Origin of the sequence: Paenibacillus sp. FSL R7-0204 (assembly GCF_038002225.1) — a bacterium.
GTDB lineage: Bacteria > Bacillota > Bacilli > Paenibacillales > Paenibacillaceae > Paenibacillus_AQ.
In genome coordinates this window covers 1,386,126-1,410,938 of sequence record NZ_JBBOCA010000001.1, presented here as the reverse complement: position 1 = coordinate 1,410,938, position 24,813 = coordinate 1,386,126, and the positions used below count along the sequence as shown (strand labels likewise).

Sequence of the window (24,813 nt, the reverse complement as noted above, 5' to 3'; positions counted from 1 at the left end):
AGCCCGTACTCTGGCCTGATAGGCGGAGTGCGGGCTTTTTTAATGCTCGGTATACCACGCCAAAAAAGATGATTTCTGTAAGATACAGAGATCATCTTTTTCGTTTAACTGTCTTTTTAAGCTTCCGTTAGATCAATTCCGATTTTTGTAGAAGCTTCTGGATGATCGTGGCCACTTCAGCTCTTGTAATATTCGCCTTCGGAACAAGCATTGTAGCACTTCTGCCGGATACGATGCCTGCCTGCACACTTTGCGCAACGCTGCTTTGCGCCCACTGAGAGACTTTTGCCGCATCCTGGAATGTAAGCATCGTAGCCTCTAATGATTGTGCAGGCAGCTTCTCCTTCAACCCGGTCAGGGTCATCGCCTTAGAGAGAATCACCATCGCCTCTTCACGCGTGATCTTCTCCAGCGGACGGAAAGTTCCGTCTGGATAGCCGTCAAGCAGATGATAGGCATATGCCGTATTAATCATGCCGCTATACCAATCCGAAGTCTTAACGTCCGAGAAGGATGTAGCCCCGTTCTCAAGTTGGAGTCCTAGTCCCCGGACGATGATGGCTGCAAATTCGGCGCGCGTAATGTCCTGATCAGGACCGAACTGCTCATTCCCGATACCGCTGACAATCATTCGGGAACCCATGTCGTTCACGGCTTTTTTCGCCCAGTGCTTCGCAACATCACTGAATTCCAGCGGATGCCAGACAACAGCATAAGTACTATTCGTCAAGCTGTTAATTTGGGCGGAGTACATGCTATTTTCGAAAATAATTTTTGTCGGCACATGTCTTACCGATCCATCCGGCTCTACCACCACGCCCGTTGTAATTTTGTTCGGGTCCATACCGCTCGGAAGGGCAACGGTTCTTTCAACATATGCATTGAATTTCGATACATCAATGGTCTTACTGCCATACGTTGCACTGATCGTAAAATCCGTCGGTGGCGCGACTAGCGTGAACGCGTTTTTCTCTGCGGCACGGTTTACCGTTTCTATGCTATCCGTAGTCGGCGTAGCAATTTCGATGCGAACTTTGATGTCTTGCAGCTTCAACTCTTTGCCCATACGGGCGGATAGAGCATCAATATTGATTTGTTGAGCTGGCAACGTATATGTCGCTCTTGCTGTTCTAATCTCCAGCGTTGCCCGATAATTCTCCAGATTTTTAATCATCTGGCCGTTCAATTCACCGATTATGATATCGGACTTGGCATTAACCGGCAAGGTCACTACCGCGCCATAGCCCTCCGTTGCGAGCTTATTATCCAACTTGTTCTGGTCGACAGAGATCGTGGTGACGGTTTGGCTGTTGCGTTGCGATGTCGTGGCTGTTCCCGCGGTCTCCACTTTTCCGTTGACCAAAATGTCCACACCGGTACTACCGCTCGGTGGAGTAACATTTCCGGAGCCGCTGTATACCGGTTCGGTCGTCACACCGCTGAATGCCGAATCAGTTGTCACGTTCGAGACAATATTGGATGGGCCAGAGTTCGTCCCTCCAGTTACCACCAGCCGGAAGTCATACCCCGTCGACGGGCTCAATCCAGTGACCGTGGCACTCGTTGCATTCGTCGCAATGGCTCCGCTTGTCGTCGCCGTCGTCCACGCATTCGCCCCCGCTGGCGATTGCTCAACGATGATCCCGTTCGCTCCGCTTGCTGCGGTCCAGCTAAAGCTCGCTGTCGTACTTGTCGTCGCAGTCTTCGCGAAGTCGGTCAGCGCTGCGGTTGGCGCGCTTTCGGTCGTCACGTTCGTGACGACATTAGACGTACCCGCGTTCGTCCCGCCTATTACCACTAAGCGGAAGTCATACGCCGTTGACGGGCTCAATCCCGTGACCGTGGCGCTAACTGCATTCGCCGCAATGGCTCCGCTTGTCGTCGCTGTCGTCCAATTATTCGCCCCCGCCGGAGATTGCTCGACGGTAAGCCCAGTCGCTCCGTTTGCCGCGGTCCAACTGAAGGTAGCTGTCGTGCTTGTCGTTCCTGTCTCGGCGAAGTCGGTCAGCGCTGTGCTTGGCGCACTCTCGGTCGTCACGTTCGTGACGACATTCGACGTACCCGCATTCGTGCCGCCTATTACCACTAAGCGGAAGTCATACGCCGTCGATGGGCTCAACCCCGTGACCGTGGCGCTAACTGCATTCGCCGCAATGGCTCCGCTTGTCGTCACTGTCGTCCAATTATTCGCCCCCGCCGGAGATTGCTCGACGCTGAGCCCAGTCGCTCCGTTTGCCGCGGTCCAACTGAAGCTCGCTGTCGTACTTGTCGTTCCTGTCTTGGCGAAGTCGGTCAGCGCTGTGCTTGGCGCACTCTCGGTCGTCACATTCGTGACGACATTAGACGTACCCGCATTCGTCCCGCCTATTACCACTAAGCGGAAGTCATACGCCGTTGACGGGCTCAATCCCGTGACCGTGGCACTCGCTGCATTCGCCGCTATGGCTCCGCTTGTCGTCGCTGTCGTCCACGTATTCGCTCCCGCTGGCGATTGCTCGACGGTAATCCCGGTTGCTCCGCTTGCTGCGGTCCAGCTAAAGCTCGCCGTTGTGCTTGTCGCCGCTGTCTTCGCAAAGTCCGTCAGTGCCGTGCTTGGCGCGCTGTCGGTCGTCACGTTTGTGACGATATTAGATGGGCCAGCGTTCGTCCCTCCCGTTACCACGAGACGGAAGTCATACGCCGTTGACGGGCTCAGCCCTGTAACTGTTGCGCTCGCTGCATTCGCCGCTATGGCTCCGCTTGGCGTCGCCGTTGTCCACGTGTTCCCTCCCGCTGGCGATTGCTCAACGACAATCCCCGTCGCTCCGCTTGCTGCGGTCCAGCTAAAACTCGCTGTCGTACTTGTCGTTCCTGTCTTGGCGAAGTCGCTCAGCGCCGTCGTTGGCGCGCTTTCCGTTGTCACGTTTGTGACGACATTCGACGTACCCGCATTCGTACCTCCTGTTACTACGAGGCGGAAGTCATACGCCGTTGACGGGCTCAACCCCGTGACCGTTGCGCTCGCTGCATTCGCCGCTATGGCTCCGCTTGGCGTCGCCGTCGTCCACGTATTGGCTCCCGCTGGCGATTGTTCAACGACAATTCCCGTCGCTCCGTTTGCTGCGGTCCAGCTAAAACTCGCTGTCGTACTTGTCGTTCCTGTCTTGGCGAAGTCGGTCAGCGCTGTGCTTGGCGCACTCTCGGTCGTCACGTTCGTGACGACATTCGACGTACCCGCATTCGTCCCGCCTATTACCACTAAGCGGAAGTCATACGCCGTCGATGGGCTCAACCCCGTGACCGTGGCGCTAACTGCATTCGCCTCAATGGCTCCGCTTGTCGTCGCTGTCGTCCACGTATTCTCCCCCGCCGGAGATTGCTCGACGGTAAGCCCAGTCGCTCCGTTTGCCGCGGTCCAACTGAAGCTCGCTGTCGTACTTGTCGTTCCTGTCTTGGCGAAGTCGGTCAGCGCTGTGCTTGGCGCACTCTCGGTCGTCACATTCGTGACGACATTAGACGTACCCGCATTCGTCCCGCCTATTACCACGAGACGGAAGTCATACGCCGTTGACGGGCTCAGCCCTGTAACTGTTGCGCTCGCTGCATTCGCCGCTATGGCTCCGCTTGGCGTCGCCGTTGTCCACGTGTTCCCTCCCGCTGGCGATTGCTCAACGACAATCCCCGTCGCTCCGCTTGCTGCGGTCCAGCTAAAACTCGCTGTCGTACTTGTCGTTCCTGTCTTGGCGAAGTCGCTCAGCGCCGTCGTTGGCGCGCTTTCCGTTGTCACGTTTGTGACGACATTCGACGTACCCGCATTCGTACCTCCTGTTACTACGAGGCGGAAGTCATACGCCGTTGACGGGCTCAACCCCGTGACCGTTGCGCTCGCTGCATTCGCCGCTATGGCTCCGCTTGGCGTCGCCGTCGTCCACGTATTGGCTCCCGCTGGCGATTGTTCAACGACAATTCCCGTCGCTCCGTTTGCTGCGGTCCAGCTAAAACTCGCTGTCGTACTTGTCGTTCCTGTCTTGGCGAAGTCGCTCAGCGCCGTCGTTGGCGCGCTTTCCGTTGTCACGTTTGTGACGACATTCGACGTACCCGCATTCGTACCTCCTGTTACTACGAGGCGGAAGTCATACGCCGTTGACGGGCTCAACCCCGTGACCGTGGCGCTAACTGCATTCGCCGCAATGGCTCCGCTTGGCGTCGCTGTCGTCCAATTATTCGCTCCCGCTGGCGATTGTTCAATCACAACTCCCGTCGCTCCGCTTGCTGCGGTCCAACTGAAGCTCGCTGTCGTACTTGTTGTTCCTGTCTTGGCGAAGTCGCTCAGCGCCGTCGTTGGCGCGCTTTCCGTTGTCACGTTTGTGACGACATTCGACGTACCCGTATTCGCTCCTCCCGTTACTACCAGACGGAAGTCATACGCCGTTGACGGGCTCAACCCCGTGACCGTGGCGCTAACTGCATTCGCCGCAATGGCTCCGCTTGGCGTCGCAGTCGTCCACGTATTGGCTCCCGCTGGCGATTGCTCAACGACAATCCCCGTCGCTCCGCTTGCTACGGTCCAACTGAAGCTCGCTGTCGTACTTGTTGTTCCTGTCTTGGCGAAGTCGCTCAGCGCCGTCGTTGGCGCGCTTTCCGTTGTCACGTTTGTGACGACATTCGACGTACCCGTATTCGCTCCTCCCGTTACTACCAGACGGAAGTCATACGCCGTTGACGGGCTCAGCCCTGTAACTGTTGCGCTCGCTGCATTCGCCGCAATGGCTCCGCTTGTCGTCGCTGTCGTCCACGTATTCTCCCCCGCCGGAGATTGCTCGACGGTAAGCCCAGTCGCTCCGTTTGCCGCGGTCCAACTGAAGGTAGCTGTCGTGCTTGTCGTTCCTGTCTTGGCGAAGTCGGTCAGCGCTGTGCTTGGCGCACTTTCCGTCGTCACATTCGTGACGACATTGGAGGTACCCGCATTCGTGCCTCCCGTTACCACCAGACGGAAGTCATACGCCGTTGACGGGCTCAACCCTGTAACTATCACACTCGCTGCATTCGCCGCAATGGCTCCGCTTGTCGTCGCTGTCGTCCACGTATTCGCTCCCGCTGGCGATTGTTCAACTACAATTCCCGTCGCTCCGCTTGCTGCGGTCCAGCTAAAGCTCGCTGTCTTGCTCGTCACCGCCGTGCTGGCAAAATCACTTATCGCTGCCATCCTGTTGATTCCAACCTTGTAATACAAAGTCATGCTGTCTGCTGCAACCACTTTGATGTATATATCTGTTTCGGAGCCGGACGTAAGGTTCACACTGCCGGCGGCAGGCGTCGTGAAAGTGCTGTCCTTCCCATAGAACGTTACCGTTGCACCTGCGTCATGTTTGTCGATATCCACGGCAGATATCATGGATACTCCACTTGCTACACTGATGCTTGCCTTCTTCGGCTCCGTGCTTGTCCCCGCTTCCGCACCTGCCGTTAGGGTCTCCCCTAATACGCTGGTCAGACTGGCATCGCTGCTCAAGCCGGAAGAAGTGAAGTAATCGGTTTGTTTGCCATGAACATACCCTGCTTCATTATTTGTCCCGTCAAAGTACTGCAGCATCAAATTTCCAGTTGAAGGGACAAACGGATAGAGGCCCTCAATTGGCTTGCTAAGCAGGTTATTTAATTCGGGAATATCGATCAAGCCTTTGTCCCAGGTACTGCTTCCTGCGAATTTACGGTAATAGTAAAAGGAAGTAGGAGCATACTCACTTAAATCAACGGATGCAGCAAGAATAAACATATTGTCGCTTGCATCAATCACCAAAGCGCGCATAGGATGCTGGGATAGCATCGCATTTGCGGCAAAGTCAACATTATCAATCATTGACGTTTGCCAGGAGCCACCAATTCCGGTATTAGATGCGATTTCAAGACCACCATTAACAAAGTCTCCGTAAAGAATATGAATATGATCCGAAGAATCTATTGCCGATCCATAATAAGAATAATAATTACTTTCTCCATTGAACAATTCTGTGGATGATGAGTATGGAGCGCTGGATACGTATAAGTTCATACTAGAGGATGCAGTAACGTAATAAATAACACTGAAGTTTCCGTTCTTATCACTCAGAAGATTATAGATTTCTCCATATTTCGGCAAATCAATTTTCTTATCCGACCACGTGGTATTTGAATTTGATCCGGTTTGTATTTTCACATGATAATTTTGCGGAGTTCCGTTTGTATGTTTCATATAGGCCATAGCTGCCGTACCTGATGAACTTACTTGCAGTTGCAGCGATTCATAATAGTCGTGAACCACCGAAACAGCTTGGGTAGGAAGATTCTGCGTCTCAACCCCAGTAAATCCGCTCAGCCATGATCTGCTGTTTGTATTGTAAGTACCGTAAAATACACCTTTGGAGTAGGAGTACCAATTCCCGTAATATATAGAGCCTTTTTTCAGGAACGCAACGTGCATTATTCCGGTTGAATCGACTGCCATTTTCAATTCACTGTAATAATCGTTAAGCTGGTCCAGCCCCGCTACTGCGTTAATATTCATTTCTAACGAGAAAGAATTGCTAGCCGAGCTCCATCTATAGATCTTAAAATCGCGAGTACCCTGTCCACCTTGAACAGCCCCCATTTCAGGATAGGCAAGATACATATCTCCATTCGGCGCTTGGGCCACTGCTGATGGGATGCCATAGAAGTTAGGGTAAGTACTGCTTGTAATTGCACCTGAGGCCGATGCAGGAACAGAATATAGACTAACGAGAACAAGAACGATCGCCATGAATGAAGTGAATGCCTTATTAAGGTAGTTGCTCGTGTGTTTTGCTGAATAAAAAAAATGTCTTTGTACCCTGCTTCTTTCTGCTGTGGCCTTCTTCATAGTTGTTCTCATTCTCCTTTGTAGTGAATCTTAGATTCTGCAAGGATAATTACATAGATTACATGGGTGCTATATTCCGAAATTATATCATTATTTTTAATGATTTTAACTAGAAATTCTCCAATTATAACTATTTTTCGACTGCAATCTACATGCTAGAATACCCCCTACGTCTCCCATCTGAGAAAATCGGCATTTCTGCCTCCATCTTTAGCCCTATTCCTTGCATTTCTCCGTTTCAAAATAATAATAAAGCCACCCTGAAAGTTCAGGATGGCCAATCTATTTACTTATCTTTTTTTAATAAACTTGTCACCAGTCTGCTCAAAGTCCCTTGATTGATGAAAGGGGCGAGTCCAATAACTACATTCCACTCTATTTCGCCCTTGCGCACTTTAATTTAAAGCTTTTAGGTGTTCTTGCGAATTAGAAAAAAGCACTTCCGTTTATCTCCCATAAATGAACTCCTGTATCTCCTGTAGAATAGCCCTTGGCCAATTGCAGACGTTGGTTAGTGAAACATTGATACAAGGTTGAAATGAATTGCCTATGAATTTCCGCAAGTTTTTCTAAAAACTGATTACACCGAAAGCTCAACTCCATTTCCGACTCACCTATATCTCCCCGCTTTGTATCGTGTTTAAACCCACCGTCAGGGACAGGATATAAGCGATTCGCTTCTTTTTGGGTAGCCCCGTAACATAACCAAGATCTATCTCGGATAACAATTCTTCATATATAATAGGGGCATTTGTCGTGGCAGAAATGTATTCAGCCGTTTGCACAGCCCGTTTCCGCTTTTCCTTCGAAACGTTGTTCAATATCTCCCATAGACTCACCATGTCGCACAATGATTAATTTTATGACTCAGCCTCCTGTTTGAAAAATTTATGTATGAGGGGAAGGGACCGGCTCAATTATGAACGGAAATAAAATTGGGTTCGATAACGCAGGGGGGAAATGTGGAGGGAAGCTGAGATTAGGCTCTCACCAGAGCAATGGCTTGAGCAGAAGACTTCCAACAACCTTGAGCCGCCTGGATTCAGCTTAATTAATGGTTCGGGAAAAATTTAAAACCCCCTGCATTTGTTCGCCGCAGAGGATTAAAAAAAGAATAAAGAAATGCTTGGTGCGTAGCACCCCGCATTATCCAGCTTTCGTAATTTCAAGAATCTGATTTTTATTCAGGATTTGCGGTGGATACCCCCCTATGCACCGAAAATAAAGTCGTCTCACCACCCCTCCCCCACTCATCTCCCCAACCCCATGCCCCGCCTAGCTTTCCCCGTTTTCTCCCTTTTCCCAAAAAACACCAAAGCAAATAAAGTCATGTCGCACATTGGAAAATACCTAGTAAAAACAATGGGATCAAACTTGGGAAATGAAAATAAAGTCGTGATGGAATTGGGAAAGGATTGAGGAAAAATCGAAAAGAAAATGAGTTAATAATTGAAGAAAAAATAGGAAAGAGCGTGTTGGGCAGGGGCCGCCTTCTGGCTTTTCCCTGATGCTCTTCCCTTGGGTTTTCCTTGATGTGGCGGGGGTTGTGGACGTGTTTGGTCTTGTCGCTTTTGCCGCCCTTTGCCGCAGTTGTCGCCCTTTGCCGCCCTTGTCCCATTTGCCCGGGGTTGGTTTGGGAAATGAGTGGGAAATGGGTAGATGGGACGACTTTATTTGCTGCGGGATGAGTTTATTTGCTTTGGGATGGGTTTATTTGCTGTGAATACAGTAGAAGTTTTGGATATCTATAAATCACAATACCCTTTTATGCCTTTGTGTTCTGATGATAAGTACCAATTTGATGAAAATGTACAAGTGCAATATCAAGACTATCGATAAGTTCATAAATCATATTGCAATTGTCGATAATGGCAATCATCAGTTCAGTGTCGATAATTTCTTTGTATTGAGGTTTCATAAAATCTTGCATAATTAATAAGTGAAAAAAATCTTGTCGGGAATCATACAATCTTTTATATGAAGCTGTACTTAAAATTCGATTACATATCTTCAAGGGAGGTAATGAATTAAGAAAACGATTCTCTCCATCTGTTACTCGAAGATGTTCAATAACGGCCTCAAAAGTAACATTTCCCAACTCAACTTCAAATAAATCTTGAATGATCATTCCCAACTTATCATACACGCCATATATCCTTAACAATGCACTATGAATAAAGTATCGGTAATTCATACCATCGAATTGTGTCCAATGTTTATCCAAATCAACATAATTTAATCTTACAGCCTCTGCAAAAAGTTCAGCCGCAAACCCAAGACTTCTTGCACTCTCGTGAAGCCTTGAAACAACATCAATCAGCCTATAGTATATTGAAACCATAGGAGGATATGAGTACCTAACTTTCCAGCTAATCACCTCACCTATCCTATTGTTTGCCCAACCTATATATCTCACAGAAATTTCATTTATTCTCCGTATATCCTCATGACTAAACTTAGATTTTATCTTCAAAGCTTTCTTTTTAAACACTTTATCGTTCTCTTCTATTTTATTTATTAGTCCAAAATCTTCATTAAATTTTCTTGTAGCCAAACGTGTCCTCTTTGTTAACAACTCAAGAGCCTCTTCTATTCCATAATAGAGAGCACTAGAATTATCCAATATCATTTTAACTAATTCAAATAGTTCTAAAAAATTTTTCCCACCTAAATGGTATGAAACGTTATGATCATTATTTTTTCTTGCTTTATCGATTTCACCAAAACTATTACTACTCTTCAGTCTAATAAAATCATTGTACAATTTTGTTTGTTTAAACTCCGTTTTATTCATTTTCTTTTGTAGTCGACTTATAGAATTGTTTTTGGAATCCCTATCTAATTGTACCTCAAAAAATAAACAGTGAAATCTCAACAATTTCTCCCATGCACCGATCGTTTTAATTACACTGTTAGTAAGAAAATAGCGATCCGAGAAGAACAAAGGATCAGCATTTTCAAACATATCAGAGAACAAATAGCATTCAAAGGTTGCATGATATGTAAACCGATGCACTTCTTCAAGTAAAGAGAACATATATTCTCTTGCTTGATGTGATCCATATAAAAAATCGGTTTCCTTAACAGGATGATTGAAAATCTCTTCATTTTCAACAAATTCATCAAACTTTTCATTTAGTGATTTATTTCGAGTGATTATCTCTAGAGCAGCGTTCTTGATCTCTGGGAGTTTCTTTTTCAAAGTTTTATTGCAATCGGAACATGTATATTGACCAGGTGTAAACGTAAATATTTCAAATGGTACAGAAGTGTCTAAAGTCCTCCCGCATCCTAGACATGATTTAATGTAATCATCCAATCTCTATCCATCCTTTCATAATCAACAACACCAGCAAAGATTTGTAGTTAATTAAGCTTTCACTTAATTATCGAGCTTCCAAAAACAAAAAAATATTCTATTTTCAAATATTCGTATTAACTTTGTGTATACTGTTTTTCTGTGCAGCAAATTCCCAACCACATCTTGTGAAATTGTAATTCAATCTGCTTCAATTATATCTTTAGGCTCTTCAATACAACATTTCCACAGCCTTGTTATACGAATCAATACTGAAATTATAGCCTAACATTGTAATTCATTTCATTCTAAATTTCTGAAAAGATGTTAATAACAAAATTAAGTATTGTCGAGGTGACTTAGAAATCTATTGAGAAGGAAATTGGACCTATTTGAAGATATTCACAAACTTTGTTGTAAAAGAAAAAGCCGAGTGAACTCAGGGGCAAATCCCTAAAATCAGATCGGCTTTCCGTTAAACTTTATTTGCTGTATTCAAGGTCTTTATAATGGAAGTTATGGTTAACTCCACAATCATCTCTTGGGTATATTAGAGACGGTAACTTAGTCTACAGATCTTTTCTATATATACTTTCCTCAGCATGGAAGAATAAAATAAAATACAACATAACATCGTGTGCTCTGAATAAGAGAGATTCCGTTTTTTTAAATAAATCGTCCAAAGAAATAAATAGTATCCCCTCTCGATATTCTGCTGATCCTGTCCCCTTTAAGAATACTTTTACGTAGTCATGTACAATCTGATTCCGTAATTTGGGGACAAGTTTATTATGGGCACCAAGTCTCCAATTGTTTCTATCTTTCAACCAAATAGTACGATAATTTGGTTTATTTGAATCGAATTCTAAATAATCGTTTAGTACAATCGATATTTTATCAAAGAGTCCATAAATTTGAACAAAATTCAATTTCAGTTGTTCTGCAAGATATGCTTGATCGGTAGTTGGTTGAGCAAGATCTGTTCGAACCACAAATAGTAACGAATTGGTCCCATACATCTCATTACTGCCCAGTTACTCAATTTTCTTATTTTTTGAATTTACCTTTTCGATTAATGTCGATAGCTTACTTAGTAACGATGCTTCTTCTGTTGAGTCTGTCATCATGTCGGAAAAGTAATCAATTGCATACTCTAGTTCTTCTTCCTTTGGAAAACTTTTAATGGGATTTCTGAAATGTATTATTGGAGCGTACTTCTTTAGTAATTCATCAATCTCAGATTCAACATCCTCCTTTTCTGGCTTTTCCCCACTATGAAGAACTTCTTTATAAGCATAAAGTTTTTCAAGATTTCTACTACAGTTTTGAGCGTCCTCTAATTCTTTTATGGATTCTTCCATAAGAATCCGTCGAATCCTAATCATATTACCACTTTCCATCATTCTAATTAACTGGATCAGTTCGTACTCGCAATTTTTAAGACGATATTGTTTGCTACTCATTTTTTGATCCTCCTTATAATCTCTACAAGTCCATTCTACCCAAACGTGTCATTTGTGTCAACAGACACAAATGACACGTTGATAAGGGTGGTGAATTTGACATTCGATATTAATCCAATGAAACCACGCAAAGAAAAACCGAATATTTTAGGTAACGACCTGTTCCAATCAATTATTATTAAAGCATTTTCTTTTTGCCGTCCTTGCGTTTGCTCAACGAAAGCTACCCACAAGGTATCCGAGCTATAACCTGGAAATAATTGTCGCATCAAGAAATTGAATAACCAAGGGATTGGGGATTGGGAATGGCTCGAGAAATAAAATAATGTCGTGATGGAATTGAGGAAAAATTGAAAAGAAATTTGAGGAATGATTAAAAAGAAAAATAGGGAAGAGCGTGGGAGTAGGGGCCGCCTTCTGGCTTTTCCCTGGTGCTCTTCCCTTGGGTTTTCCTTGATGTGGCGAGGGTTGTTGCGGTTTTTCCGTCGTTGTCCTACTTGCCGCAGTTGCCAGGGGTTGGTTTGGGAAATGAGTGGGAAAATGGGTGGGGTGAGACGACTTTATTTGCTGTGGGATGAGTTTATCTGCTGTGAATACCCCTGTAAAAACATAATAATAACTACCCTCAACGCCAATTTCGAGGCAATAATTGTTGTCCCCCCATGTGAGGTATAACCGGTTAAAAACTGAAATAAAACTGGATCAATTGTGAACGAAAACGAATAATAATTAGTGTCCTGGAAGAGCAGGAGAAAGGCTGGAAAGATCATTGGGGAAGAGAATGGATTGCGGAGAAGATCGAGTTAATGCTGGAGTAAAAATTGGAGAAAAGCCTTGTTGGGACTGGGTTTATGCTTGAGGGAATGATTGAGGAAAGGCTTGAGAAGGTCTTTAAAAAGCAGAGAAAAGACTGGAAGTTTGATTGGCTGAAGGAGTCGATCAATTTCCAGTCTTTGGTGAGTTTGAGGACAGTTATTTCGGGTTTAGACAGGAATTATTAGTTAATTAAAAGGAAGTATCACTTAGTTATCTTATTGACTGCAACATGGTTTTGTATTATTTCTTGTATAGAAGATTTAAATTTCTTATTCTCCTCTTCACTAATTTTTTTTGATATTGAATCCAAATACGACTCACCATAAATCGTTTTTTTTGTAATGTCCAACGATCTTAACCATTCACCTATTTCATCAATGCAATTATATGGAATGAAAATTTTATGTATTTCTTTTTGAACAATTGATCTATGGTCGATCGGCCATATCATATGTCCATGAATTGTAAAATTACCAGACTGTCTGCAAATTCTTCTATCTATTTCTTTTCCTATTATACAACAAGGTAAAATAGGCTGCTCTTTTTCTGATGGATGAATATAGCCTTTGAGATTCTCGTAGTGCTTATCGGAATCAAGAGGGAAGTTAATTGGCTCATTTTCTTCTCCTCTAACAAACTCTCTGAAGACACTATTCAATTTACCAGGATTCATTGCAAAAACCGCCGCTCCGTAGTTGCTATAAGAATTTTCTTCAAAATCTTCAATAGCTTCCTCTATGCCAGCTCTACTTAATGAATCTTTATATTCCGAGGGAAGTGAAAAATACAATGCAACTAAAGGGTCAGTGCTCCAGTCCAGTAAAGTAGTTGGAACACCATAATGTTGCGCCAAAAAACACCACTGTAAATCATTTTCAGGTTGAATTTTTAAATATGAAGATGCTTCTTCTTTAAACTGTTCTAATAAATGTTCCACATTAACATAATGAACTGTCTTTCCTCTATTATTATAGTTACGAACCAATTGTGGTTCAATAGGTCTACCCCATTGATCATGAGTTTCATAACCTTCTCTCATCGCACTTGGTAATAATCTATAATTAGCCTTTTCTTGTCCTCTGAACCACACTAAATCATTTTCACTTTTAATTTTCTTAATCAGCCTCAGATAATCATCAAAACCTCTCACTACGTGTTTATTAAAATCATCAACTACTTCTTCTTCATTCCACCACATATAATCCGACCTTTCATATTGGTATGTATATATAAAAAATTGTCGAAAAGACACGTTCCCCAAAAAATCATTTTGAAACTAACTAAAAAAGCCAAGCAATTATTAAGGTAAATACCATAATGATTGTTTGACTCTTGGATCTAACCAACTCTTCTCAATGACGACTAAAAAGGATATGAAATACATTATACGTAGGTGGTTCTTGACCTCCTTGGTATACTGGAGCTTTTTTGTATAACCAACATGAGATATAATGACTTAACAAGAATGTCACACACCCGATAGCCCCTAATCCACCGAATAGCCAAATCCATTTATCCCAGAAATCCAATGGTGCTTTTATCTCTACTTCAAAGTAGGGAAGAAAATATCCCAGTATTAGTAATAATGCCCCCCATAAAGCCTGTAGTTGGGAAAATAGAAAAAGCCTTAATCCATGAGGTTTTTGGTTATGTACTGGAAGTATTGGATATGCAAACATAGTAAAAACTGATGCAAGTAATAAGCCCCCTGACAACTGTAATACAGTTGATATAATCATATCTTTCACCTCCTTGTTCATTGTCTACTAATACTGTTTGATAAACGAATCATTCAAGTCGAATTATTGTCTATATGTCAAATAATCTCTATTTTCATTCGACAAAATTATTAAGATTCCTTCTTTTGGAAACGACTTGGCTTCAGAATAGGCTGAATATCCCATAAAATTCTTTGTAGAAACATAACAATTAATGTCCTCTGTCCCAATCGCTCTCTCCCCCACTCCCACGCCGCCTCACCCTTATTCTGAGATAATAATTAATGTCCGCCCATGTGAGGTTTAACCGAGTCAAAACTGGAAGGAGACTGGTTCAATTGTGAACGAAAACGAATAATAATTGCTGTCTTTTAGAGCAGGAGAAGAGATGGGAAAACCATTTGGGAAAGGGAAAGGATTGAGGAAAAATTGAGAAGAAAATGGGTTAATAATTGAAGAAAAAATAGGAAAGAGCGTGTTGGGCAGGGGCCGCCTTCTGGCTTTTCCCTGATGCTCTTCCCTTGGGTTTTCCTTCATGTGGCGGGGGTTGTGGACGTGTTTGGTCTTGTCGCTTTTGCCGCCCTTTGCCGCAGTTGTCGCCCTTTGCCGCCCTTATCCCATTTGCCCGGGGTTGGTTTGGGAAATGAGTGGGAAATGGGTAGATGGGACGACTTTATTTGCTGCGGGATGGGTTTATTTGCTGTGAATACCCCGCTGCCGCATCCCCTCGAACAGCAGGATCGTCGCGGCCATCGCGGCGTTCAGCGATTCGGCGCGGCCAGCCATCGGGATGAGGATGCTTTTGTCGACAAGCCGTGCTGTCTCGGGCGAGATGCCTTGGCCTTCGCTGCCGATTAGCAGCCACTGGCTGCCGTGAAAATCATGAGTGTAGCAGGAATCCTCGGCCGTCAGCGAGGTGCTGACCAGCAGTGCACCAACTTCACGTGCCTGCGGCAGAATTTCACCCAGCTCTCCCTCCACTACCGGGAGATGGAACATCGAACCCATCGTGGACCGGATGGTCTTGGGATTGAACAGATCCGCGCAGCCCCGCCCGAGGATCACGCCGTCCGCACCGGCCGCATCCGCGCTGCGGATGATGGTGCCCACATTGCCGGGGTCCTGGACCCCGTCCAGCACCACAACCAGGCTGTCCGGCTTCGCCAGAATGGCCTCTATCCCCTTCTGCTCCTTCCGCACAATAGCGAACACCGGCTGCGGTGTGCCTGTGCTGCTGCACTTGGCAACCACCGCCGCCGACACGCCGATGACCTCCATACCCTGCACCGCCTGAAGCAGCGGCTTCAGTTCAAACGGCATGCCTTTATCGAGATCATAGGCCAGGCATTCCACATCCGCTTCGGCTTGCAACGCCTCTTGCACCAGATGAATGCCTTCAACGATATATTTACCAGACCGGTCACGGTGCTTCTTCTCCTGCAGTCCGGCCCATTCCTTCACCCGCGTGTTCTGCGGCGACATAATTTCCATAGGGTCCTACCTTTCTGTTGCTTACAGATTCCTATTCCTATTGATAAGCCATTTCCAGCTTCGTCAGATTATCCTTCCGTCCGACAATGACAAGGACATCTCCATCGGTCAGGCGGTCCTCCGCTCTGGGGGAGATATTCATTTCCTCGCCCTGACGGATCGCCATAACATTGCACCCATATTTGGCGCGTATATCAAGCTCCTGCAGGTTCTTGCCCAGCATCGGCCCCGAGACTTTCATGTCGAGGATGCTGTACTCGGGTGACAGCTCGATGTAATCGAGGATGTTCGGAGAAGCGAGATGATGCGCCACCCGCATCCCCATGTCCCGCTCCGGGTAGATCACTTTATCTGCTCCGATTTTGCCCAGCACCTTGCCGTGCAGCTCACTTTTGGCTTTAGCGATAATGGCAGGTACGCCCAGATCCTTCAAGATCAGCGTTGTCAGAATGCTGGCCTGGATATCCTCCCCGATGGCGACTACCACCACATCGAAGTTACGGATGCCCAGCGCGCGCAGCGCCTCTTCATCCGTGGAGTCTGCAGATACGGCATGCGTCACAATGTTGGAGATTTCCTGGGTGCGCTGTTCATCCGCATCAATGGCCAGCACCTCATAGCCCATCCCGCTGAGCGCTTTGGCCACACTTGAGCCGAAGCGGCCCATGCCGATGATCGCATACTGTTTTTTTGCCATGAAGCCTTGTCCCTCCCGCCCATATAATACATCTCACACAGTATAGCATAAGCCGTTATAAACTTGAATGTTCAGCGCTCCCGCAGGGCACCTTATAAGAAGGCTGCTTACTTGACTAAGCCCCTGCTTTCGAAGTCAGTTTTGCGATGCTGATTCAGGAAGCAGATGCTCACAAAACTTTAAGGAGGCCGATTATGCCAGTCACTCTTGATTTGCGCCAGGCCATCATTCACAAGGTACACGGCCAGTCCGAAGAAGGTCTGCGGGAGGTTATCGAGAATTCCGTGGACGGGCCGGAAGCCGCGCTTCCCGGACTGGGTGTCGTCTTTGAGATGATCTGGAAGGACCTTGACCCTGCTAAGCAGGACCGGGTTCTCTCTATGCTGCACAGACACCTGGACAAGCTTACCCCAGGGTCCATCACCTCCTAGAGGAGGCCCCTCCCGCCAAAAACCTCCGCACCCCACCGTGCTGCTGCACAGGTGGAGGCGGAGGTTTTTTATAGCCTAATCATACATATGCTTAACTGTTCATCCTACTTCTATTACACCCATCAAGGTGCAGTCTCCAGGAACTTCGCGGTCGGATTCTTCTCCATCGCGGTCCGCATGGCGTATTCGTTCTCGAATAGCACTACGTAATTGCCCTTCTTGTCCGTAACCAGAGTGGAGTTGATCCGGAACTTGCTGGCATCCGGCTTGTTCTCATCCACGATCCAGCGTGCGAACTGGTAGCTCATGCGCTGCAGCTGCACATCCACGCCATACTCACCTTTCATGCGGTACTCGAACACCTCGAACTGCAGTTGTCCGACTACACCCAGCAGAATATCGTCGAAGTTGACGGTACGGAACACCTGGATCATGCCCTCTTCGGTCAGCTGGTCAATCCCCTTCTGGAATTGCTTCGACTTCAGTGCATTCTTGATGGTGACTTTGGAGAAAATCTCCGGTGAGAAGGTCGGCAGCTCATCAAATTCGATATCTCCGGCCTGACTGAGCGTGTCGCCAATCCGGAAGATGCCCGGGTCGAACAGACCGATAATATCCCCCGGATACGCCTCTTCAACAATGTCCCGGTCCTGGGCAAGGAACTGCTGCGGCTGGGATAGCTTGATGTCTTTGCCGGCACGTACATGCTTCACACTCATTCCGCGCTCGAACTTGCCGGACACGATACGCAGGAAGGCGATACGGTCACGGTGTGCGGGATTCATGTTCGCCTGAATTTTGAATACATAGCCGGTAAATTTCTCGTTAGTCGGTTCTACAGAGCCCGCTGTACTGCGGCGTGGTTCAGGCTTCGGTGCAAGCTCCAGGAAATTATCCAGGAACGTCTGCACACCGAAGTTGTTGATCGCACTGCCGAAGAATACCGGAGTAATCTCCCCGCGCAGCACCTTTTCATAGTCAAAAGGATCGCCCGCCACATCCAGCAGTTCCAGATCCGCGCATAGCTGATCATGCAGGTACTCCCCCGCCATCTCACGGATAATCGGGTCGCGGTAGCTCTCCACCTTCTGTACTTTAATTACGGAATGGTCATCGCCCTGGAACAGCTCGACCTGATTCTTCATCCGGTCATAAACGCCGCACAGCTCCCGGCCCATCCCAATCGGCCAGTTCATCGGCACCGAGCGGATGCCCAGCACATTCTCCAGTTCCTCCATCAGATCAAACGGGCTGCGGCCTTCACGGTCCAGCTTATTAATGAAGGTGAAGATCGGAATGCCGCGCTTCGCGCAGACCTGGAACAGCTTGATTGTCTGTGTCTCCACACCCTTGGCTACGTCGATCAGCATGACCGCACTGTCAGCCGCAGTGAGCGTACGATAGGTGTCTTCACTGAAATCCTGGTGACCCGGAGTATCCAGAATGTTCACCCGGTGGTCCAGGTAATCAAACTGCATCACAGAAGACGTAACCGAGATTCCGCGCTGCTTCTCAATTTCCATCCAATCACTGGTGGCGTGCTTGCTTGCCTTACGGGCTTTGACTGTACCTGCCAGACGGATGGCACCTCCGAAGAGCAGCAGTTTCTCTGTCAGCGTAGTTTTACCCGCATCCGGGTGGGAAATAATCGCAAAGGTTCTGCGTTTGTCGACTTCACTCTGAAGCTTATGGTCCGTTGCTTTATTCATTACACATATCCCTTCATCTATAAATTCATGCTTGCTTCTGCCTCTATTGCCGGATCGATCAAATCGGTCTGCTATTCATGAATTCAGATCCTTTCCTTAGAGATTCAACGTCTATTTCTTGAACGTAACGTTTACCATGTATAGGATCATCTATATCGCTAGGCTTAGAAATCTTTATGTTGAAAGCATCCTTCTCAGTATAGCAAAATCCGGCAGAGATTATCTACAAAAAAGCGCCTGTAGTGAAATATCTTGTAATATAAATTCACGTTCAGCAAAAAGATCCCCCTGCAGCGAAATGCAGGAGGATCTGTAACAGTTCTTCTTCAGGGACTAGCGGTTAACCTGCCAGACCACATTGTCTTCATCCTGGCCGTTAACCGGCCACCAGTGGAAGCCTTCTCCGGCAAGCAATTGGTCGGCTTCAACCGGACCCCAGGAGCCTGCAGGATAGGAAGCCAAATCGTTGCTCTCTTCCTTCCACGCCTTGGCAATCCGGTCCACGAAGGACCAGGCCGAGGATACTTCATCCCAGCGGGTGAAGTAGGTGGAATCGCCGCGTGCAGCATCATGCAGCAGACGCTCATAAGCCTCAGGCGAGTTAATACCGATCATGCAGCTCTGGCAGAAATCCATGGCCAGCGGCTGAATCTCGGATTCCGAGCCCGGCTTCTTCGCATTGATCTTCACATAGATGCCTTCCATCGGATTGACGCGGATGACGAGCAGGTTCGGCTCGAGCTTGTGCTTCTGGCCCAAGTAAACGTTGGTCGGCATTCCTTTGAATTCTACAACCACTTCGGTGGTCTTCACAGGCAGGCGTTTGCCGGTGCGGATATAGAAGGGAACTCCGGCCCAGCGGAAGTTATCCACGAACACACGGGCTGCGAAATACGTCTCTGTATTCGATTCCGGGTCCACTTTGTCTTCCTGGCGGTAAGCCGGAAGTGTCTTGCCCTTGTAGAGACCTTGCGTGTATTGGCCGCGGACTACGTTCTCGCGGACTTCATCAGCGGTGGCGTACGGACGAAGTGAACGAAGTACCTTCACCTTCTCATCACGGATATCTTCAGCCAGCAGACGGCTAGGCGGTTCCATAGCAATCATTGTCAGCAGCTGCAAAATATGGTTCTGGCCCATATCGCGCAGCGCCCCCGCATGATCGTAATACCCGCCGCGTTCTTCCACACCCACCGTCTCGCCGAGTGTAATCTGAATGTTGGCGATATGCTTGTTGTTCCACAATGGCTCAAAGAAGGCATTGGCGAACCGGATCACTTCAATATTCTGAACCATTTCCTTACCCAGGTAGTGGTCAATCCGGTAAATCTCCTCTTCCTTGAAGACTTGGCGGATCTGTTCGTTCAGTTCCTCAGCGGATTCGAGATTGTAGCCGAACGGCTTCTCGATGACCAGACGATTCCAGCCTCTGGCCTGCAGCATCCCGCCTGCCTTGAGGTTGAAGGATACGCTGCCGAACAGCTCAGGCGCAAGCGCCAGATAGAACATGCGGTTGCCCGGAATATGGAACTTCTCTTCCAGCCGCTCCGTCTGCTCATTCAGCTCACGGAAGCCGTCAATATTATTGATGTCGAGTGACTTGTATTCAAAATGCTGCACGAACTCGTTCCATTCCGCAGCATCTCCTGCCTGATAACGGCAGAACTCGCGGATGGATTCCTTCACATCTTCCCGGAATTCATCCTGGGTGCGGGGACGCCGAGCCACGCCAATGACCGCAAAATCTTGGGTCAGCTTGCCTTCACGATACAAACTGTAAATCGCCGGGAAAAGCTTACGCCGGGCCAGATCTCCGGTTGCCCCGAAGATAAAGAATACAGCACCGGGTGTATGCAGTGCATCAAGGGTTTGATTTTCAGCCATGGCTCCTCATCTCTCTGTATGTAATATAGTTGACATTCATTCTCATCGCCTGGTATGAAACAACATACGACTATAGGCGTGATGTCATTTTATCATAATTGCACGGAGGATGCCATCACATTCCTGACAGTTTTTCTCGGGATTTCGCACTTTTCCATTACTCTTTCTTATGCCTTCGCCGGATTACGCTTATATTACGTCCTTTAACCTCAGTATTCGATTGTAATTAATGGCATTCCAAGGGTTATCCGATTCTCGTTCGCGTTGATGTTGTTGTGAACTGCGAGTTGGAGAGCCAGGCTGTGGCTACCGCTGCTGACTGTACGCTGAAGACCTGGCACACTATACGAATGACTGGATGTAGAGACGTCGGCGTAGCTCTCCTCTGCCTGAATTCCGGGAAGCTCTGCGCCCAGTAACTGCTCCGTAGCAAGGAGTGCTGCCTGCGTTCCGCCCTGCTCCTTCGCAGGTGCCTGCAGCGAAGCATTCCACTCAGCAGCAATTCCTGCCTGCAGCATCGCCTCTCCGGCGTCCGCCGCTGCGGCCGGCAGCTCCGGGGAGCCCAGAAGATCAGCTGTCTCCAGCGTAACAATACAGTAGCTGCGGCCGCCGCCAAGCTCACTCCAGAACAGGGAGACCTGCATACCTCCACTGAGCTGCGCGGCAGAACGCCAAGCCAGGTGTCCTTCATCATCTGCGCTGCTAATTTCACCGAGCCCAAGCCGGGCGGAAAGGCTCTGTACGGCAGTCCCAGCAGCCTCTTCGCCGCTGTATTCCCCTTGCCATTTCAATACGAGCCGGAGCGGCGCGCCGGGAGCGGAGGCCTGTCCGCCCAGTGTGGTCAGCAGAGCAAGGGATTCCTGAAGCTCTCCGGCAGTTGTAGAAGCAACAGTACTCTTCTGTACAACGCTTCCTACTGCGGGTTCCGCGCTGCGGAATCCGCTCAACAGCAGCAGCGCACATATCCCCGCCAGCACCAACACCAGTATCCCCTTACTCTGCCCTTTATTCCCCACTTCGCATCTCCCTCTCAACCGTTCTAGTAATCTACTAGACAGGTTATCCAATTTCAGAGAAAGATATACGAGCGCATGCAAAAACACTTCCAAGATCATCCGGGCGGACTCACTTGAAAGTGCTGTGTGGCTTCAATAGGCCGGTCTTACTCCGCCAGTCCATTCTTATATGCATAAATAGCCGCCTGGGTCCGGTCTTCAACCCCCAGCTTGGCAAGAACATTCGTGACATGGAATTTCACCGTCTTGATTCCAATAATTAATTGATCGGCAATATCCTGGTTGGATTTGCCCTGGGCTAACAGCTTCAGTACTTCCATCTCGCGTTCGGTAAGCTCTTTGTAAGCCGGTGACTCTCCTCTTGCATTGGAACGGAAACGGTTCATCATCTTGGACGCCACCTGCGACTCCAGCACGGACTGGCCTCTTGCGGCTGCCCGGATCGCATCTGCGACTTCGCTGGCCCGTGAGGTCTTGAGCAGGTAACTGAAGGCTCCGGCTTCAATCACCGGATACATCTTCTCATCATCCAAATAACTGGTCAACACAATAACCTTGCAATCCGGGTACAGTTTCAGCAGCTGTCTGGTCGTCTCGATTCCATCCATGCCATCCATGACCAGATCCATCAGCACCACATCCGGCGTATACTCCTGGGCCAGACGGATACCCTCCTCGCCGCTTCCCGCTTCACCGACGACTTCAATACCATCCTCGGTGCCGAGCACCGCAGCAAGTCCGATCCGGACCATTTCATGATCGTCTACAAGCAAGACCTTGATTGCATCATCTTCTTCGATCTCCATCGTTACACCTGCCCCCTATTCATTGACTACCGGTACGGTAATATCGATCCGCAAGCCTTTGCCGGGAGCGGTAATGAACTGGATCGAGCCCCCGATCTCAGTAATCCGCTCCTGCATATTCGACAGACCGTAGGAGGTCTGCTTGCTGTCATCCATCTCGAAGCCGACTCCGTCATCGCGCAGCGTCAGCCGGACCGTATCCCCCCGGCGATGCAGGCGGATCTCCATCTTCTCTGCCTTGGCATGGCGGAGCGTATTCGAGATAGCCTCCTGCACAATACGGAACAAATGATTCTCCACGCCCTTCAGCAGCTCTACACCCTGATCCATCTCGAACACAATATCAATCGGCACCTTGATCTTAAGTTCCTTAATCAGCTCCTGCAGACCTTCCTCCAGCCCCTTGCCTTCCAGATACACCGGTCTTAAATGCAGTAGCAGTGCCCTCATCTCCGACTGGGCTACTGCCGACATCTCCTCGATCAGTGCAATTTGCCGCTGTGCCTTGTCAAAGTCTTTCTCCAGCGTCCGGCCTACGGCCGTTGCCGTCATCGAGATGGCGAACAACTGCTGCGATACCGCATCATGCAGCTCCCGTGCCAGCCGCTGCCGCTCCTCGATGATTGCCGTGACCCGTGCCTGCTCGGCAAGCTTCGCGTTATTGGTGGAGAGCCGCTGCAGCGTATTCACCTGATTCTCCCACTTGCCGCTGATCCGCCCGAGCTGTTCCCCGAGCCGCCCCAGCTCATCGTTGCCGAGGTCCGGCATGGCCGGGGTGAGATTGCCTTTCTCCCAGGCGACCAGGGTGGCCCGCAGTAATTCCAGCTTGCGCTTGCTGCGGAAGCCCTGATAGAAGCCGTACCCGATCCCAAAAGCCATCGGCAGCAGAATTAGTGTCAATCCTGTCCTTACGCCAATCCGCCAATCCTCGAATGGCCGTAATAAACCATATGTATACATAATATATGTAATAACGAGCAGCATGATAAAAGAGAACAGAGCTCCCTCACCCATACTGCGCGTTATCATGTTACTACTTTTTTTCTCCATGCCGGGAGCTCTCCCTTCTCTCTTGGTCTAACATACTCTTAAGGGAAGCGTACGTCCAGATCCCCCATCAGATAAGAAATGTTAAATTTCACTTTATGCTCGCAGCTGTCATAGTTGGGTGACTTCCAGTTCAGCCGGTTCAGTATCCCCGTATCTCGGTTACTGCCGGACTCAATCGAGCCGAACAGCACGAATGCCTCAATCTCTACCCCGTAATCCTCAGACAGCAGAATATCCACATCACCAAAAATCCCCTGATACAGCATAATCGTCTCCTGCTCTTCCGCCATGGCCAGGGAAAGATCCACATCCACCTCACCCAGCACATGCCAGGCGCTCAGGCTGCGCATCACCCACGGCGAGAGATCCCAGTCGAATCGGGAAGAAAAGCTTTGCTTCTGCACAAAACCGGCCTTGCGCTGCATTCTTTTCGATTTGACAAAGAACATCCCCAGCGAAAGCAGGCAGATGCCAAGCACCAGCAGCAAATGATCCAGCAGCAGCAGTACCGCACCGACTCCCATAAGCTTATAGCCTTGCTTGACCTTGCCCGACGTCGTCCGGTAGATTCCCAGCAGCAGGAACAGGAGTGCGACAATGGAGAAGAAGCCGAGCCATTTGCCAAATATCATCAAGCAGCCTACACCAATCAATCCGATGGCAATCAAACGGTTCCGTTTATCCATTTCCGCACCTCCTTAAAGTTTTGCAAAGCAAAACTTACTTCGTAAGCATTGGCTGAAGTATCGCGAAGCTACATCTTCAATATACTGCATCCGCTACAAAAGCCATACCGGTATGGAGAATCCATACCGTATGGCTTTACCTTGATCAGCATATCATATCCGGCTGTTCTTTAGGAACAGGGATTATTGTTCTTTTTTATTCAAAGGAGGGGCTGCAGGAGTTGAGTTCAGCTTGTTCTTGAGTGCGGCAAGCTGCTCCTCTACTTTCAGTTCCTTCTCAGGATCTACCGGCTTAGCATATGCGGTTGCCGAAGGGCTATACGGAGCGCGCATCACATCTGCTTCCGCTTCGAGCTGCATGATCTTTTCTTCCATACGGTGGAATCCAAGGGAGGCACTTCCGCTCTCAATGGAATGTACGCTGCTGATCTGGGACATTTGCTTCTTGGCCTTAGCCATCTGAGCACGGGATACCAGTTCATTACGTTTGTTGCGCATCTTGTAGAACTCATCCTTCATATCATGAAGCTGCTGCACCAGTTCCTTGGCCTGTACTTCAGCCTGTGCGTGAAGCTCGCCATACTCGGTAAACTTCTGGTCGAAATAGATTTTCTCTTCCAGCAGCTTGCGGGTAACTTCCTCCTGCCCGTTCTTGAGCGCAAGCTCAGCTTGTGCAGCACGTTGTCCGGCAACCTTGGCAGCTTCGTCCACACGCTGTTTCATACGGCGTTCATTAGCCATCTGCTTCGCTACCGTTACTTCAGCCTCATGAATCTCAGCCTCCATATCGCGCAGATACTGATTAAGCATCACAATCGGGTCCTCTACCTTATCCAACATATCATTTACCGACGCCTTAGTCATATCTTTAATCCGTTTGAATACTCCCATA

General features: G+C 48.1%; 17 protein-coding genes. 1 reads left to right on the top strand and 16 read right to left on the bottom strand.

Annotation, left to right across the window (positions count from 1 at the left end; translation table 11 throughout):
• Positions 1 to 127: 127 nt before the first annotated feature.
• The 9 genes from MKX42_RS06365 to MKX42_RS06330 form a co-directional block, all read right to left on the bottom strand.
• Positions 128 to 5,839, bottom strand: a complete 5,712-nt coding sequence (locus tag MKX42_RS06365) for a fibronectin type III domain-containing protein (RefSeq protein ID WP_340751763.1) — start codon at positions 5,837 to 5,839, stop codon at positions 128 to 130.
• Between the two features lie 1,631 nt (positions 5,840 to 7,470).
• Positions 7,471 to 7,698: a histidine phosphatase family protein gene (locus MKX42_RS33385; RefSeq protein ID WP_445669300.1), complete on the bottom strand. Its 228-nt coding sequence runs from the start codon at positions 7,696 to 7,698 to the stop codon at positions 7,471 to 7,473.
• Positions 7,699 to 8,621: 923 nt separating this feature from the next.
• A complete protein-coding gene (locus MKX42_RS06360) occupies positions 8,622 to 10,175 on the bottom strand; it encodes a Cthe_2314 family HEPN domain-containing protein (RefSeq protein ID WP_340751762.1) in 1,554 nt (517 codons plus the stop codon).
• Between the two features lie 548 nt (positions 10,176 to 10,723).
• Positions 10,724 to 11,173 carry an LA2681 family HEPN domain-containing protein gene (locus MKX42_RS06355; RefSeq protein WP_340751761.1) on the bottom strand — a complete coding sequence of 150 codons (450 nt, stop codon included), beginning with the start codon at positions 11,171 to 11,173 and terminating at the stop codon, positions 10,724 to 10,726.
• Between the two features lie 15 nt (positions 11,174 to 11,188).
• Complete coding sequence (locus MKX42_RS06350; protein ID WP_340751760.1) at positions 11,189 to 11,617, bottom strand: hypothetical protein; 429 nt, start codon at positions 11,615 to 11,617, stop codon at positions 11,189 to 11,191.
• Positions 11,618 to 12,635: 1,018 nt separating this feature from the next.
• On the bottom strand, positions 12,636 to 13,631 hold the full coding sequence (locus tag MKX42_RS06345) for an FRG domain-containing protein (RefSeq protein WP_340751759.1): 996 nt from the start codon (positions 13,629 to 13,631) through the stop codon (positions 12,636 to 12,638).
• Between the two features lie 154 nt (positions 13,632 to 13,785).
• Positions 13,786 to 14,172, bottom strand: coding sequence for a hypothetical protein (locus MKX42_RS06340; protein WP_340751758.1), 387 nt, complete (start codon positions 14,170 to 14,172; stop codon positions 13,786 to 13,788).
• A gap of 672 nt (positions 14,173 to 14,844) precedes the next feature.
• Positions 14,845 to 15,642, bottom strand: coding sequence for a TrmH family RNA methyltransferase (locus MKX42_RS06335; RefSeq protein WP_340751757.1), 798 nt, complete (start codon positions 15,640 to 15,642; stop codon positions 14,845 to 14,847).
• A 37-nt stretch (positions 15,643 to 15,679) separates the two neighbouring features.
• On the bottom strand, positions 15,680 to 16,339 hold the full coding sequence (locus MKX42_RS06330; protein WP_036700269.1) for a potassium channel family protein: 660 nt from the start codon (positions 16,337 to 16,339) through the stop codon (positions 15,680 to 15,682).
• Between the two features lie 194 nt (positions 16,340 to 16,533).
• On the opposite strand from MKX42_RS06330, the gene MKX42_RS06325 reads away from it, so the two are divergent.
• The gene (locus MKX42_RS06325; RefSeq protein WP_036700271.1) at positions 16,534 to 16,770 is read left to right on the top strand and encodes a small acid-soluble spore protein SspI; all 237 of its coding nucleotides are present in this window, start codon (positions 16,534 to 16,536) and stop codon (positions 16,768 to 16,770) included.
• Between the two features lie 122 nt (positions 16,771 to 16,892).
• Here MKX42_RS06325 and MKX42_RS06320 read toward each other — a convergent pair whose 3' ends face one another.
• The 7 genes from MKX42_RS06320 to MKX42_RS06290 form a co-directional block, all read right to left on the bottom strand.
• Positions 16,893 to 18,479 carry a peptide chain release factor 3 gene (locus MKX42_RS06320; protein WP_340751756.1) on the bottom strand — a complete coding sequence of 529 codons (1,587 nt, stop codon included), beginning with the start codon at positions 18,477 to 18,479 and terminating at the stop codon, positions 16,893 to 16,895.
• A 333-nt stretch (positions 18,480 to 18,812) separates the two neighbouring features.
• Positions 18,813 to 20,363 carry a glucose-6-phosphate dehydrogenase gene (gene zwf, locus MKX42_RS06315; protein ID WP_036731156.1) on the bottom strand — a complete coding sequence of 517 codons (1,551 nt, stop codon included), beginning with the start codon at positions 20,361 to 20,363 and terminating at the stop codon, positions 18,813 to 18,815.
• A 209-nt stretch (positions 20,364 to 20,572) separates the two neighbouring features.
• Positions 20,573 to 21,379, bottom strand: coding sequence for a hypothetical protein (locus MKX42_RS06310; RefSeq protein WP_340751754.1), 807 nt, complete (start codon positions 21,377 to 21,379; stop codon positions 20,573 to 20,575).
• A gap of 146 nt (positions 21,380 to 21,525) precedes the next feature.
• A complete protein-coding gene (locus MKX42_RS06305) occupies positions 21,526 to 22,185 on the bottom strand; it encodes a response regulator transcription factor (protein WP_340751753.1) in 660 nt (219 codons plus the stop codon).
• 15 nt (positions 22,186 to 22,200) lie between these two features.
• Positions 22,201 to 23,235: a sensor histidine kinase gene (locus MKX42_RS06300; protein WP_340751752.1), complete on the bottom strand. Its 1,035-nt coding sequence runs from the start codon at positions 23,233 to 23,235 to the stop codon at positions 22,201 to 22,203.
• 38 nt (positions 23,236 to 23,273) lie between these two features.
• Positions 23,274 to 23,921: a cell wall-active antibiotics response protein LiaF gene (liaF, locus tag MKX42_RS06295; protein ID WP_340751751.1), complete on the bottom strand. Its 648-nt coding sequence runs from the start codon at positions 23,919 to 23,921 to the stop codon at positions 23,274 to 23,276.
• 183 nt (positions 23,922 to 24,104) lie between these two features.
• Positions 24,105 to 24,812, bottom strand: a complete 708-nt coding sequence (locus MKX42_RS06290) for a PspA/IM30 family protein (RefSeq protein WP_036731144.1) — start codon at positions 24,810 to 24,812, stop codon at positions 24,105 to 24,107.
• Position 24,813 lies beyond the last annotated feature (1 nt).

Coding starts and splice junctions, on each gene's coding strand:
- MKX42_RS06325 (WP_036700271.1), top strand. CDS start 16,534: ATGCCAGTCACTCTTGATTTGCGCCAGGCCATCATTCACAAGGTACAC.
- MKX42_RS06320 (WP_340751756.1), bottom strand. CDS start 18,479: ATGAATAAAGCAACGGACCATAAGCTTCAGAGTGAAGTCGACAAACGC.
- MKX42_RS06355 (WP_340751761.1), bottom strand. CDS start 11,173: ATGTATGGGACCAATTCGTTACTATTTGTGGTTCGAACAGATCTTGCT.
- MKX42_RS06345 (WP_340751759.1), bottom strand. CDS start 13,631: ATGTGGTGGAATGAAGAAGAAGTAGTTGATGATTTTAATAAACACGTA.
- MKX42_RS06290 (WP_036731144.1), bottom strand. CDS start 24,812: ATGGGAGTATTCAAACGGATTAAAGATATGACTAAGGCGTCGGTAAAT.
- MKX42_RS06300 (WP_340751752.1), bottom strand. CDS start 23,235: ATGGAGAAAAAAAGTAGTAACATGATAACGCGCAGTATGGGTGAGGGA.
- MKX42_RS06330 (WP_036700269.1), bottom strand. CDS start 16,339: ATGGCAAAAAAACAGTATGCGATCATCGGCATGGGCCGCTTCGGCTCA.
- MKX42_RS06365 (WP_340751763.1), bottom strand. CDS start 5,839: ATGATTGATAATGTTGACTTTGCCGCAAATGCGATGCTATCCCAGCAT.
- liaF (WP_340751751.1), bottom strand. CDS start 23,921: ATGGATAAACGGAACCGTTTGATTGCCATCGGATTGATTGGTGTAGGC.
- MKX42_RS06350 (WP_340751760.1), bottom strand. CDS start 11,617: ATGAGTAGCAAACAATATCGTCTTAAAAATTGCGAGTACGAACTGATC.
- MKX42_RS06305 (WP_340751753.1), bottom strand. CDS start 22,185: ATGGAGATCGAAGAAGATGATGCAATCAAGGTCTTGCTTGTAGACGAT.
- MKX42_RS06335 (WP_340751757.1), bottom strand. CDS start 15,642: ATGGAAATTATGTCGCCGCAGAACACGCGGGTGAAGGAATGGGCCGGA.
- MKX42_RS33385 (WP_445669300.1), bottom strand. CDS start 7,698: ATGGTGAGTCTATGGGAGATATTGAACAACGTTTCGAAGGAAAAGCGG.
- MKX42_RS06340 (WP_340751758.1), bottom strand. CDS start 14,172: ATGATTATATCAACTGTATTACAGTTGTCAGGGGGCTTATTACTTGCA.
- zwf (WP_036731156.1), bottom strand. CDS start 20,363: ATGGCTGAAAATCAAACCCTTGATGCACTGCATACACCCGGTGCTGTA.